Genomic DNA, 13,820 nt, shown 5'->3' with positions numbered 1-13,820 from the left:
CAGCACATGGCCCCCAGCGCACCATCACGTAGAGCCGTGGCGTCTCGGGCGACCCCGGCCCGCCCTCCGCTGGGACCCGGCACGCAGGCTGGCACGCCCCACCCATCGGACCCTGCTCGCACAGCTCGGCAGGACATCGGAGTGATAATCCTCACATATACCTCGAACCCGCGGTATCACGCCGAACGTGTGGGTCCCATCTTGAGGTAAGTCACTAGCGGATCGGCTGGCGATAGCGTAGAGTGTCCTCTCGAGGGCCTCCAGATCGGTATCCATCTCATATCCCGGTATGGGTTATGGGAACGGGATCCAGCACCACCGAGCTGTGAGGCCCTCGCCTTGCCCCTGCGGTCCCGCACTCGACCAACCTCAGACTCCAACGGCCCCGGTTGCCCGGAAGGCCGCCAGGGCAGGGCAGCGCAAGGCCGGGAGCAGGCCCCGACAGGGAAGTCAGGGCGACGCCACGGCCGGAGCTTCCCATGAGCCGGGGACGGGCCACAGTATCCGCCCAGGTGACCCCGTCTCTCATTGGGGCGCACCCAGCCGGTGGCTCGAGTCCACTCGCGGAAGACGGCCCCGCCCAACCAGGGAGCGCTCCCGAGCCAAAGTCGGGCAGCCTGTCCGTCTCGCGCCACGGGTTCGTGCTGTGCGACTCCCTCAACTGTGCAACTCCCCCAGCCGGGCCAACCGACGGCGTCCGCTCCACGTTACGAGGCCTGGCGCATGTCAGCACGCCGCCTGGGCGGCACGACCTCACCGCGTCACAGGGCTCACGCGACTACCAGCACCGGCACCCCAGGTCGGTGACGTCCGCCCCCGCGCGACGGGGCTCGCGCAGTGGAGCATCGGGGTACAAACAGACCAAGAGCTGATATGATAAATATCACTAAAAATGAGGTGGAGGTCTCACCAAGGCCCAGTTGTGGGGGGTGGGGTGCCTGCGGGTCGTGTGTCCCGGGCACCCGGGTGGTGGTCGGACCGTGCCAGCGGGCCAAGGGCGCGTCCCGTCGGGACCTAGGAGGTGGTGTTGCACATTCATCCCGGGGTCCTGTTCGGGCCAGTGGCGTCGTTCCAACGATTTCCCGGTCCAGAAGGCGATCGGGAACAGGATGAATGTGCAACGCGGGCGCCGTTGCACATTCATCCTGCTTCCCGGGTCCCGAGCCACCTCACGGATCCGCGTGATTCCGCCATTCTATGATCGTGGTTTGTAAAAAGAATGTGCAACTCCGCCGCCGGGCCGCACCAGCTGGCCGTCGCCCCATCAGGAGTACGTCGTCAGGGCGCCACGGGGCGGGAGCGGCCAGGTCCCAGCCCCACCAGGAGGAGCGCAGGCCCGCTGCCCGTCCTCCAGGAGCTGGCCGGTCGGGCAGGACGGCCCGTGCCAGCCAGCCCGCCGCTGCCCATCCTCTCCTCCAGGAGCTGGCCAGTGCCCCAGCCCTACCTGCCCCCACATCCGCGCTCGCCCACCCCAGCCCCACCAGGAGGAGTGGCACGAGCTCCTGCACGAACAGTGTTCGCAAGAAGCGAAACCAGATGTATCTACAATGTTATTTTTCTCATAGAACGCTCCTCATGGCACCGGTCGGGCTGTGCTCCACGGCAGCAGCATCACCCGTACGCGAGGCCTTCCCGCAGCGGCTCGCGCCAGCCTGCGCGAGCTGTCCGGCGTCGCCTTATACGCAGGGACCTCCGCTGGGCGTGCTGGCTCTCCGCGTCAGTCATCGAGGCGCCACCCCGTACACAGAGGCCTCGAGTGGACCTCCGGCACCTAGAGGACGACGTGCCCGAGGTCGCGGAGGCACGGCCGCGAGCAACAAGTACCGTTCTCACGGGCAATAAGTACCGTTCTCGCGAAGGAGGGCGGGGACGGACGAGGGGGCGAGCGGAGGGGCGCAGTCAGGAAGCGCGGTCAGGAGCGCTTGACGGCGGCTATGACGGCGTTGGCACGCCCCGGGACCGCGGAGTCGGGGCGGGAGTGCTGGTAGATCACCGTCAGCCCGAGCCCGGTCAGGGACTCCACGACCCATGCTGGCGGCACCACAAAGAGGTCGGAGGCGTAGCGCTCCGGACCCCAGCTCAGCCAGAGCCGACGGCGCCTGCCATCGGTCTGCTCCTCCAGCTTCACGTCCTGGCCAAAAGACAGCGAGAGCGAGGAAGGAGCGTCCTCAAGGACGTACTCGGTGCACACAATGAGGATCCCGCCCGGCGCCAGGTGGGAGGCGGCCAGCCTCAGGGTGTGCCGACGTGTCACAGGCGACAGGAGGGTGACCGAGCTATTGGGCAGGCAGACCGCCTTAAAGCGCTCGGTGAGGCAGAAGGCGGTCATGTCGGCCAGACCCAGCCCAATCCGGTCCAGGGCCCCCGGCCGCGTCCGCCCCAGCCCTGCCGACGGCAGGGGGAGATGCGCCCCACCCTGAGGGGTAGAACCAGAGACGTCCACGCTCTCGCCCCAGCTCGACGGCGCGCCAGCCTGAGAGTGGGCACTAAGCGGGTCCGGGTCAGGTGCCACGTGCCTGCCCCGCCTCATGTGTCGGCCCGGCTCCGGAGCCAGCCCCGCAGACGGAGAACCAGACGGGCTGCCCGGCGACCCCGCTGAGCCCGCGGACCAGGAGGAGCCCGGCCCAGCCGGCCAGCCAGCCTCCCAATCCGACGCCACGAACTGGGACGGCCGATCCGCACCCGAGCCCGCAGACGAAGAGCCGAGCGCGCCCAGCCAACCCGGCTCCGGAGCTGGCCCCGCAGACGAAGAGCCAGGCGCTCCGCCCGGCGCCCCCGCACCCCACGCAGACGGGGTCAGGTTCCAGGAGGCCTGCCGCCCGGTGCCAGACCCCGGCTCCGTCCCCAGCCCCGCACCCGGCTCCGGGGACAGGGGGTCCAGCCTGTGGTCGGGACGGAGGTACTGGCCCGCCCTGGGCCTCGAGGCCAGGCTGGCGTACGAGGCGGCCACATCAGGGACCGAGGACTCGTACACCGCCGAGCTGGCCCGGCGGCTCATACGCGAGTCCGGGGTCGGGAGGGGAAGGGCCTCCAGGTCCGGCACAAGCCCCTCAACCGCCCCTGACCCCAGGGTCTGTGATCTCAACCACCTTCTCAGGCCCATTGGGCGCTTCCTGGAGCTCGACGTCGAGCGCTCCGGCCCTAGGCCCAGCTGGGATCCCAGGTAGGCCAGGACCTCGGGCTCGACGTCGGTGGCCAGCACGCGGTGGCCGGCGGAGGCAATGGGCAGGGTCAGGCGCCCCGAGCCGCAGGCCAGCTCCAGGACCCGGCGCTCGGCCAGGTCGGAGACACCCAGGGGGTCGGCGCCCAGGGAGTCCAGGAGGTCCAGGACGGTGCTCACCTCGGTGCGGTCACGCAGTGACAGGAGGTGATGACGTCGGGCCCCGGTGCCCCGGTGAAGAGGCTGAGGCAGGGCGTCACAGTTCATAGTGCTCATGGTGCAGTCCGGACGGTAGGGGCCAACAAAAGACCGACAAGTAGACAAGGGCCACCAATCCTGGGCGGCACGAGGACCAGTGGCGGCGGGGCCGTAAGAGGCCCCAAGAAAACGCGCCGACAAGGGCGTCAGCAGCAATACCGCTGAAGCCCTGTTAAAAGAGCACGACGCGGGCGGGGGAGGTTATCCCTCCCCCGCCTACGTGGTAGCTACAGGTCATTGCCAAGCCAGGGAGACGGATTATAGCTCAGGTGGGTCATACCCAAATGAGCGGCAACCGTAGGAGGCACGGAATAGCATTAGCATGACCTATAGGAGACAGACAGGGTCACTTGATCCTAGGCCAAATGGAGACCGGCCCCCAAAAGAAGCCATACCAGCTAATGGTGTTTTCGTGGGGCGCAGGAGGGAAGAGCATAAGCAACACCTTTCATGGAGACCAGTACGCGCCCGAGCGGACAGGCCCGGGCACCACCATGGTGCCCCACCGCGGGCAGCACGTCATCGGCCGACCGGTTCAACCGATCGGCCGAGATGACGGGGGAAGGCTAGCCTCAGACGAGCCCGTTGCGCAGGGCCTGGACGACGGCGCCCACCCGGTCCTGGACGCCCATCTTGGCAATGACCGTGGAGACGTGGGTCTTGATCGTTGCCTCGCTCAGCCCCAGGCGCCGGGCGATCTGCTTGTTGGAGTAGGCCTCGACCATGAGGGCCAGCACCTCCGTCTCGCGCGGCGAGAGGGCGACGCCCGTGGGCGTGCTCCTGACAGCGGTCGGGGCGGGGCCGGCCACCAGGGGACCGGCAGCCGGGGCAGGGCTGGCCGGGACGGAGCCAGCAGCAGCCGGGACCCGTGCCGGGGCGGAGGCCTTCGGGGACTTCCTGAGAGTGGGCATCATGAGAGCAGGGATCTCAGGACTGGCGGTGGGACCGGAGACCGCAGGGCCAGGGATGACGGGGTTGGAGCCGTCAGGGCGGTTCTTAATGACGTTCAGGGAGGCGGGGGAGAGGACCATGTTGCCCTCCACGACGTGGCGGATGGTCGCCGCCAGGGCGGTGACCGGATCCTCCTTGGCTACGAAGCCCTTGGCCCCGGCCGCCATGGCACGCTCCATGACGGGGTCGGCCATGAAGGTGGTCAGGATGAGGATGTTGAGGTTGGGCATCTCGTTGTGCAGGAGCTCCGTGACGGCGATGCCGTCCATGCGGGGCATCTGGACGTCCAGGAGGAGCACGTCGACCAGCGGGTAGTCGCCCGAGTGCAGGATGTCCAGGACCTCCTCGCCGTCCCGGGCCACCCAGAGGGCGCGGATGTCCTCGGTGTCGTTGAGCAGGTCGTTGAGGGTCTGACGGACCAGGGCGTCGTCGTCAGCGAGACCGACGTGAATCATGAGGTCTTCTCCAGGGGCTGAGGGTTTGATGGGGTGGTACTGGGGCAGAGAACGGTGGCGACGACCATCCAGGTCCCGTCCTCCGAGAGGGTGGACAGGGTGCCGCCGATCGCGTTGAGCCTCTCGCGCATGCCCAGGACTCCTGAGCCGGAGTGGGGCAGGCGGGGGGCGCCCTGGTTGATCTTGTTGGTGGCTACCAGGCGGATGAACTCAGGGCCCAGAGTGAGGGTCAGGGTGACGTGATGGTCGATGTCGCCGTGACGGATGATGTTGGCGCCCATCTCACGGGCCACACGGGACAGGGTGACGGCCTGGGCCCGGGTGGGCACCAGGGTGCCTATCCGCTGGTAGGTGACGTCAAAGCCTGCGGCGGCGACGTCGTCGCCCACGGCCTGGACGGCGGTGCTCAGGTCGGTGACCAGGTGCCCCAGGTTGGTGACGGTCTGGTCCGGGTCCTCCTGCTTGTTGGGGCCGGGGTCCTCGCGCAGGGTGCGCAGGAGGAGGCGGAGCTCGTGAAGGGCGTCGGCGGCGGTGCACTCCAAGGCGGTGAACTCCTGACGGGCCGCGGCGGAGAAGGCGGAGTTGGCGGCGGCCCGCTGGGCGCGCAGGGCCGTCTGGGACATGGAGTAGGCCACGAGGTCGTGCATCTCCCGGGCGATCTCCAGGCGCATGGCGTCCAGGCGGGCCTTGGCCAGCTTGGACTCCATGTAGCGCGCCCGCTCGGTGGCCCTCAGCAGGATGCCCATGGGGACCATGAGCAGCCCGAAGAGGAAGAGGAAGGCCGAGGCCTCAACGCTGTTAACCAGGTACATGGGCGGCTGGGTCAGTATGGCCACGATGGGCACGCCGACGGTAGCCAGGAAGAGGGTGAAGGCGGGCAGCGGCCGCAGGAACCGTCCCAGGAAGACGAAGAAACCCAGGTCGGTGATGATCATGTCCCCGGCGTAGACGCCCGGGGCGAGGACCACCACACTCCAGCAGGCCAGGTAGCCCAGGATGACAGGCAGCGGCCGCAGGGGGATGCAGGTCAGCAGGACCATCCCCAGGAGCATGACCGCCAGGTCCGCGAGACGTGGTGTCCCCGCAGCGACGATGTTGACGACGATGTTGACGATGCCCGCACCGGCTCCCGCAGCCGTGTAGAGATGCTGCCGGAGCCTGTCATCAGGCTCAAGCATCGGTCGCAGGTCCCACATCGACCGGAGTCGGGCGAGACGGGTGGATGATGTGTTTCGCATTGGATCCCCTTTTTGCCACACACGTGCTGGCTACTTTACCAAGAACATCCGAGTGGATGACAGTCCTGGGGGAGCGGTTGGGGGGAGATCATCCGATCGGACGGGCCAACTGTATAGGCTGATCGGCTGGTTCCGGCAGCCAACTGTATGCCCTAACCAGCCGATGTTCACACCCGCCTCCCTCTGAGACGCTTTCTGACGGAACGACGAGGGCTCGCCTCGTCACTCGCGCACCCGCCTGCTTCCCAGGGCGGGACCCTGGAGGTGCTAATGAACCCGTGGATCACCTGGGGCCCTGTGTCCCTGCTCCTGATTGAGTTCCTGGTCTCGATCTGCCTGCTCGTCGTGTTCACGGCATGGGGCCGCGAGCGCGCGGTGAGGTACTACAGCGCCTCGCTCGGGCTGGCCGTGGGCGTGCTGACGCTCAGCCTGCTTCAGATCGCCCGGGAGGGTACCGGGTCCATGTTCATTGTGACGGCCACCGCCCTGGGGAGTCTGGGCTGGCTGCTCCTGGTGCTGCTGGGAGCCCACGCCAGGCACCTCGACGCAGCCCACCAGGAAGGCCCCGACCTTGTTCTCGCCGAGCGCCCCGACCTGCAGCCCAGCCAGGCCTGAGAACCTGGCAGCCCGGGCCTGCCAGACGCTGGGGTGGCCCAGATGCTGGCCGCCAGCCAGACCCGGGATGCTGGGCACGCTCGGGAACCCGGCTGACCAGGGGCGTAGCTCGCAGGCGTCTTGGCAGGCTCACCGCACCCCACCGGGGCGTCCCCAGCCAGACCGGGATGCCAGCCAGGCCTGGATGCCAGCTGGCGGCCGCAGCTGGGCCGACAGCCAGCCAGCGGCCGAGCTGGCCAGCAGCCGCCCCGGCGACCTCACGGACCTGTCACCATTCATATCCTTTTTTAATCACCGCGAATGGAGTCTCCTATGTACCATCCGTGTGGTCTCATGGGTTCACCCAGCACAGAACACCTCTATTGCCGCCACCGGGGGCGCGGCCTGGCACAGCTGGCCGCGATGCTCCTGCTGTCCCCCGGGCCGTGCCTCGAGGGCACCAGGGACGCCGGGGCCGACCAGGGCCGGGACGGCCAGGAGGGTGGCCGAGCTCCGGCGATCCACGACGCTGACGGCCAGGTCCGAGCAGGTCAGGGCCCCAAGGGCCTGCCCGGCCTGGATCTGCCCGGTCTGGGTGCCAAGGGCCTACTTGGCCTGACTAGCCGGGACCAGGCAGGTCAGGCCCCCCGGGACCGGGCAGGCCAAGGTCGGGCAGGCCAGGGCTCCCGGGGTCAGGACGCTGGCGGCCGAGGCCCGGGAGCGCGTGGCAGCCAGGACGTCGGAGGCGCTGGGGGCACCCGCGGCGCCAAGGGCCAGGAGTCGACCGGTCAGGAACCGATCGGCCGGGGTGCCGACCAGAACGCGGTCCCGGACCGGGACCCGCAGCAGTACCTGACGGAGCTGGAGCTCCAGCTGCTCTCCGACCTCCGATCCGGGTCGCCCACGCCCCACGTCGACTACGAGATCGGCCGGGGGCGGCCGAGCGCGGCCGACATGGCCCCGCGCTACGCCTACACCCCGGGGTTCTACGGCCTGGGCCACCCCGGCTCGGGGTACTACGGCTCGGGCTACCGCGTCGGCCTGACCAGCGACAGCTATACCTACGTGCGGTAGGCGGAGCCCTGCCTGGCAGGTGGCTGAGCTCCGCTGCTCCTGCGACGGTTCGCTGGCGGGCAGCCAGCGCGGTTCCCGCCATTACCGCAGGCGCTGTCGTGGCGGTCTTGCAGACTTGACGGCGCCATAACCGGGCGGTCCGGGCGGCACCCTGACAGGGCGGGCCGGGTGGCGTCGACCAGCAGGTGCCGTGCCGTCGGGCTCTCCTGGGTCTGCGGCCCGACGGTGCGGCACGTGCTGGTCGGCGACCCGCCGGGGTGGCGCCCGACCCGGGCTGGCACCGCACCCGGCAGGTGGGGCAGGAGCAGTCGGCACCGGGCCGGACAGTAAGAACCAGAGCGGCGCCGCCATGGAACCCATACGCTCTGGCTGCAAGCACAGCCCTGCCGACCCACCCCGGCAGGCGGGAAACCACCCGTCACGCTGGGGCGGGCCGAGGCGCTGCCCTGGGCCCACCCCGGCAGGCGGAAAACCCGTGCAGGCGCGCCAGTGCCCTGGGGCCAGCGGAACCGACCCGAATATGAGGAATATCACTCTCTTCACCCCAGGTGGCGCGCCCCTCCCGCACACCCTATTAGTGATTAATCTCACACCAAAAATTGGCTTCGAGGTTCCTGGGCTAGCTCAGGACGCGCGACCAGCCAGCTGGGACGACGTCGCCAGCGGTCCCGGGCCGAGGCTGCCACGGCCGACGTCACCCGTCTGGCCGATACCTCCCGGCCCCGGACCGACAGACGGCTCAGCCACACGACTGGGTCGATCAGCGGATGGTCCAATCGGCTAGTCCGGCGGCAACCGGGCCGCCACCCCGTGAACCGGCCAGCCCCGCCTCCTCGCCGTTCCCACACGCGAAGGCTCCGGGCCGTCCGCGCCCGTACGGGACCCCGGTATTCCGCCGCCCCCGCACGCGAGAGGGCCGGTCGTCCGCCCGCCACTACCGAGGCCGCGTATACCCGCTGTTCCCACTCACGCAGGGGCCGGTCGTTGGAATGAGGCCACAGGCCCGACCAGGCCCAGCCCGTCCCTGCGCGCAGGGGCCGGGACGCGCTTAATCCAGGGGCGGTACGGCGATACCGCACAGGGCGAGGCCAGCAAGACCCTACGGACCGGGGACGCACCCGGCGGCGTCGTGCAGACCCGCCAGGGCCTGGGAGCAAGGTGCGCGCCCCCCGGCCGGTGGCACCTCATCACCCGCAAGCCCGCCAGGGCCTGGGAGTCAGGACTCTCTACGGACCGGGACGCACCTGCTCTATAAGGGCGTACCCGCGCGGACCGGCTCCCCCGGCCCTCCCTGGTTCACTACCTGCTCGCGTGGAGGGACGTGCCAGCACGCCGTCGGGCCCCAGGGGTAGGCGTGGGGGCCGCGCCTCTAAACCTGCCGAGCCAGGTCAGCGGCCCCCACGAGGCCAGCATACTGTCCCCCCTCGGCCAAGACGACAGGAATCTCCGGACGAGCACGTCGGGCGGTGATCTCAGTGTGGAAGACCTCACGTGTTGGCGCCAGGAGAATGTCCCCCGCCTCCGCCAGGCCACCGGCGATGACAATGACCTCGGGGTCCAGAACTGCGCAGAGATCCGCCAGACCGCGCCCCAGGTGCCCGGCGAGGTCGTCGTAGCACTGCAGGGCGGCCGGGTCCCCCTCGCGGGCGGCGGCGGTAATGGCCTCGCCCTTAATGTGTGAAGAATCACCACCTGAGAGTTCAATGATGCGGGCGGCGTAAGCGGGTCGGAACTGCGCCAGCTCCCAGCCGTTGACCCCCAGGGCCGTGCCCGAGGCGTACCGCTCCAGGCAGCCGCGACGCCCGCAGCCGCAGGGCCGACCGCCCGGCACCGAGGTGATGTGCCCGACCTCGGCGGCGAAGCCCGCGGCCCCGCGCACCAGGCGCCCGTCCACCACGAGCGCCCCGCCCACGCCGGTGCCAATGGCCACAATGAGGGCGTTCTTCTTGCCGCGGGCCGCGCCGAAGCGGGCCTCGGCCCAGCCGAAGGCGTTGGCGTCGTTCTCCACCACCACCGGGAGATCGACGCGGCCGGAGACGGCCTGGCCCAGGTTGAGGCCTGTCCAGTCCAGGTTCGTACCGTGGGCGATCGTCGAGCGGTCCGAGGACACGAAGCCGGCCGCGCCAATGCCGACGCTGGCGGTCTTGTGACGGGCCGCCAGCTCAGCGGTCACCGCCACGATCGTGTCGATAATGGCCGCACGCTCCTTGGCTGGCGAGCTGCGGCGGAGGGCCTCCAGGACGTTGCCCTCCTCGTCAACCACGCCGGCAGCGATCTTGGTGCCGCCAACGTCCACGCCGATCGACAGTGACATGTTCTTCTCCTTTGAGACGGGTCCAGGCCCAGGAAGTAGGGTGACAGCATTCTCGCAGGAAATGTGACCCATTTCCTAGACTTGGGCAGACCAGTGCGGAGCCGGGCCGGGACAGGCCGCCTCGTGCGATATGATTTATCTCACTGTCAAGGCTGGGGGCCCGGGCTCCAGCGGCCCGGACGGTGGGCGCCGACAGCCTCTGCTCCGGGGCTCCCGCGCGGCCAGACGACCCGGGCTGGCGAGGGCGGGGACAGCAGAGGTGGCCTCCAGGGCTCTCAGTGGCCTCCGAGGTCCCCGGGCGGCAATACAGCGGTTGCGTCGGAGCACGAGGACTCCCGGGCGGTCTCCGGGGCTCCCGGCGGCCGGGCTCCAGCGTCTCGGGTGCGGCCAGCTCAGCTGGCAGGCCAGCAGGGTCCTGGGCGGGATCTGGGTGGGCGCTAGCCGACCTTGGCCGCCTGGTCGAGCACCGTGGCCCGCACAAAGTCCGCGTCCCGGTAACCGCTAATGTAGGTGTCGTTAATAATCATGAACGGCGTTCCCTGGATGCCCGCCTGGTGGGCGTGCTGCTTGGCCTGCGTCACCGCCGTGACGGTCTCCTGGCTGGTCATGTCGGTACGGAAGCGGTCCAGATCCGGCACGCCCGCAGTCCGGGCGAACTCCACCAGGGAGTCCTCGGTGTACGTCGGGTGGCCAGCGGGGTCCGCGGCGGCGTAGACGGCGTCGTGGAACTCCCAGAAGCGGCCCTGCTTGGCAGCGGCGACGCCCGCCTGGGCGGCCAGGGGCGAGGTCGGGGTGATCTGGGCCAGGTCACGCCACTCAATGCGCAGGGTCCCGTTGCTGACCAGGTCCGCCAGCTGCGGCTCGACGCTCCGGGCCAGCAGGGTGCAGAAGGGGCAGGCGAAGTCCGAGTAGAGGACCATGACCACAGGGGCGTTCTGGGCGCCGCGGGCCTGGCCGTCATTGGCGTCGCGGTGCACCTCCTGGTGCATGAACGTCAGGAGCCGGGAGTCGGTCACGCTGGGAGCCGCGGTCTCCGGGGAGCTCGGAGTCGGAGTCTGCTGAGTGGCCGGGGCCGGTGAGGTGTCCTGGCCCGTCGAGGCCGGTGGGCTCGCGGGAACGGGGTCCGACACCGTCGGGCCAGCGCCGGGTGCTGCCGCGGGGCGAGTCAGGAACGCAGCGATCGCTATGGTCAGGAGCACTGCAATGACAACCAGAAGGGCAATAATAATTGCGTTGGACTGAGGTGAGCGCTGGGAACCGGGCATAACGGCCGCACCAGCTGAGGCACCAGCGGGCCCGGCGGCGGACTGGACCGGCCCGGTGGGGCTGCCGGTAGAGCTGGCTGCCCCGGTCCCGGCTGGCACAGCGGCGGCCCCGGTGGGCCCTACGGGGCCGGTAGCGGGCTCAGCCGGACCAGCGGCCCCAGGCCCGGTCGCGACGGCGGGCCCGGGCGCGGCACCCTGAGTACCCGAGGCGTCCGACGCGGCAGCCGGGGCGCCGTCCGGAGCACCCTGGGCGTCTGCGGCAGACGGAGCACCCTCCGCATCCCCAGCGCCCGACGCGGCGTCCGCGGCAGCTGGCACAGCATCTGGCGCCTCAGGACCTGTACTCGCGTCCACACCAGCCGGAGCCTCCGGGACACCCGCGGCCGACCCGGCTCCCGGCACAGCCGGTGCGCCGTCCGGGGCACCCTGGGAGTCCGCGGCACCTGACCCAGCCGGAGCAGCCTGGGAGTCCGCAGTATCCGCGGTAGTCAGCACGGCATCCGTAGCGTCCGACGCGGCACCCGACCCAGCATCCGTGGCGGCTGGTCCAGCGACCTGCCTGGTCTCACGGGTCTTACCAGCCGGTTTGCCTGCCGGGGTCGTCCCAGCGGGCACTGCGGGTTCGGCTGACGGGGAGTCTGGGGTGGTGGTCATGGGCGCAGTCTGTCAGACACGCGCCGCTCCTATCCACGCACTGCGACCAGGTGCGGGTCTGAGGCCAGCTCAGGGCCCGGTCGCGGGCAAAGCGGGACACGCCACCAATGACCACCGGCCCCGGATCCACCAGGGGACCGGCACCTTGCGGCCCGCCCTGCCGCCAGGCTCCCGGGCCTGGGAGGGCGCGGGTAACGCAAACGTCCTCACAATGCTCCCCACCGGAGGAGTCGGTCAGCCGATAGGCTCACAGTGATGTCTTCCTGCGCAGCACCCGTCCGCTCCCGTCTCTCCTGGCTCCTTGACCGCCTTCCCGCCGTCGTCGCCGTGGTGACCGGGGCAGTGGTCCTCATTACCTACTCGGTAGGTCAGTGGAGGGCCATGGTGGTGCCCAGCTGGGACCTGGCGATCTTCTCCGAGGCGGCCAAGGCCTACGCCCACCTGCAGGCTCCGATCGTGGAGATCAAGGGCCCCGGCTACAACCTCCTGGGCGACCACTTCCACCCGATCCTCGTGCTCCTGGGCCCGGTATGGCGTCTTTTCCCCTCCCCGCTCAGCCTCCTGGTGGTCCAGGACCTGCTCCTGGCCCTGTCCGCCTGGCCACTGACCCGCCTGGCCACCCGGCTGCTGGGACGCTGGGTAGGTGGTGCGCTGGGCCTGGCCTACGTCCTGTCCTGGGGGATACAGGGGGGCGTGCAGTCGCAGTTCCACGAGGTGGCCTTTGCCGTGCCTCTGCTGGCCTGGGCGGGTGTGGCCTTTGTGGAGCGGCGCTGGTGGACCTGTGCTATGTGGTGTATGCCACTTATGCTTGTCAAGGAGGACCTAGGACTCACTGTCTTTATGGCGGGTCTGGCCCTGGCCTGGCGTGGCTGGCGTGAGCGACGTCGAGCCAGCCGCCAGCTTGGCAGCCCCCGGGAACCCGTCCTGCCGGAGCCGGCTGGCGGGTCGTCGGCCGACGGTGCCGCACAGGCCGGGGCGCCGACGACCCCGACCCCGAGGCCCCGGATCCTGGGCAGGTGCCTGGCCAGGGCGCGCACCTGGCACGAGCAGGCCGACTCCGACCCGCTGAACCTGGGTCTGGGCCTGGCCCTGGCGGGGGTGACCGGCTTTCTCCTGACCACCCTGGTCATCCTGCCCGCGCTCAACCCTGACGGCACCTGGGCCTACTCGCTGTCGGGCGGGGCGTCGCAGGGCGGGGCGGACGGCACCCTCGTGAAGGCGCAGACCACCCTCATACTCGTCCTGACCGCGGGCGTGGCCGGGCTCGGCTCCCCGTGGATGGCGCTGGTCCTGCCGACCCTGGCCTGGCGCTTCCTGGGGAGCATCGCCTTCTACTGGGACTGGCGCTTCTGGCACTACAACCTGGTGCTCATGCCCATTGCCCTGACCGCCCTGCTGGACGTGGCGGCGCGGTGGGGGGTCCAGCCGGCCTGGCGACGCTGGACGGCGCGGGCGGTCGCGGCGGTGCCGGTGGTGCTCATGCTCGTCATAGCGCCCAGGCTCCCCCTGTGGGACCTGACCAGCGACTACTACGGCCGGGAGCCCCTGCGCGCGCAGGCGGCCCACAAGGTGCTCGACACCGTGCCCCAGGACGCCACGGTAGAAACCGACCTGGGACTACTGGCCTACCTTGTGCCCCGCGCCACAGTCTCCTGGGTAGGGACGAGCCAGGGCGCTCCCGACTACGTGGTGGTGGACCGCTACTCCCCGGCCTGGGGCGGTCGGCCGCCTGCGGACGCGGCGGTCTGGGCCAGTGAGCGGACCAAGGTGGGCTACACCCTGGTCCTCAACGAGGGCGGCTACCAGGTGGCGCGACGCAATGGCTGAGGAGACCGCAGGCACCCGCGGTAGCGGACA

8 protein-coding genes are annotated in these 13,820 nt (G+C 69.9%); 3 read left to right on the top strand and 5 right to left on the bottom strand.

Features of this window, described 5'->3' with window-relative positions:
* Positions 1 to 1,912: 1,912 nt before the first annotated feature.
* The 3 genes from JJJ15_RS07175 to JJJ15_RS07160 form a co-directional block, all read right to left on the bottom strand.
* Positions 1,913 to 3,436: a class I SAM-dependent methyltransferase gene (locus JJJ15_RS07175; RefSeq protein ID WP_200510289.1), complete on the bottom strand. Its 1,524-nt coding sequence runs from the start codon at positions 3,434 to 3,436 to the stop codon at positions 1,913 to 1,915.
* A gap of 554 nt (positions 3,437 to 3,990) precedes the next feature.
* Positions 3,991 to 4,824, bottom strand: a complete 834-nt coding sequence (locus tag JJJ15_RS13070; RefSeq protein WP_246741955.1) for a response regulator — start codon at positions 4,822 to 4,824, stop codon at positions 3,991 to 3,993.
* Positions 4,821 to 6,002, bottom strand: a complete 1,182-nt coding sequence (locus JJJ15_RS07160) for a histidine kinase (protein WP_106110076.1) — start codon at positions 6,000 to 6,002, stop codon at positions 4,821 to 4,823. The genes JJJ15_RS13070 and JJJ15_RS07160 overlap by 4 nt, the downstream gene beginning before the upstream one ends.
* 330 nt (positions 6,003 to 6,332) lie before the next feature.
* On the opposite strand from JJJ15_RS07160, the gene JJJ15_RS07155 reads away from it, so the two are divergent.
* Positions 6,333 to 6,677, top strand: coding sequence for a hypothetical protein (locus tag JJJ15_RS07155; RefSeq protein WP_106110075.1), 345 nt, complete (start codon positions 6,333 to 6,335; stop codon positions 6,675 to 6,677).
* A 333-nt stretch (positions 6,678 to 7,010) separates the two neighbouring features.
* Entirely contained in the window at positions 7,011 to 7,730 is a 720-nt protein-coding gene (locus JJJ15_RS07150) for a hypothetical protein (RefSeq protein WP_200510288.1), read from the top strand.
* 1,369 nt (positions 7,731 to 9,099) lie between these two features.
* Here JJJ15_RS07150 and JJJ15_RS07145 read toward each other — a convergent pair.
* Together JJJ15_RS07145 and JJJ15_RS07140 are read right to left on the bottom strand one after the other, a co-directional pair.
* Positions 9,100 to 10,044 carry an ROK family protein gene (locus JJJ15_RS07145; protein WP_106110073.1) on the bottom strand — a complete coding sequence of 315 codons (945 nt, stop codon included), beginning with the start codon at positions 10,042 to 10,044 and terminating at the stop codon, positions 9,100 to 9,102.
* A gap of 437 nt (positions 10,045 to 10,481) precedes the next feature.
* Complete coding sequence (locus JJJ15_RS07140) at positions 10,482 to 11,060, bottom strand: thioredoxin domain-containing protein (protein ID WP_348641469.1); 579 nt, start codon at positions 11,058 to 11,060, stop codon at positions 10,482 to 10,484.
* 1,158 nt (positions 11,061 to 12,218) lie between these two features.
* Between JJJ15_RS07140 and JJJ15_RS07135 the strand changes: the two genes are divergently transcribed.
* A complete protein-coding gene (locus JJJ15_RS07135) occupies positions 12,219 to 13,790 on the top strand; it encodes a DUF2079 domain-containing protein (RefSeq protein WP_200510287.1) in 1,572 nt (523 codons plus the stop codon).
* The last annotated feature ends 30 nt before the right edge of the window (positions 13,791 to 13,820 follow it).

This window comes from Actinomyces sp. HMT897 (assembly GCF_016626125.1).
GTDB lineage: Bacteria > Actinomycetota > Actinomycetes > Actinomycetales > Actinomycetaceae > Actinomyces.
This window is presented reverse-complemented; position numbering and strand designations above follow the sequence as displayed.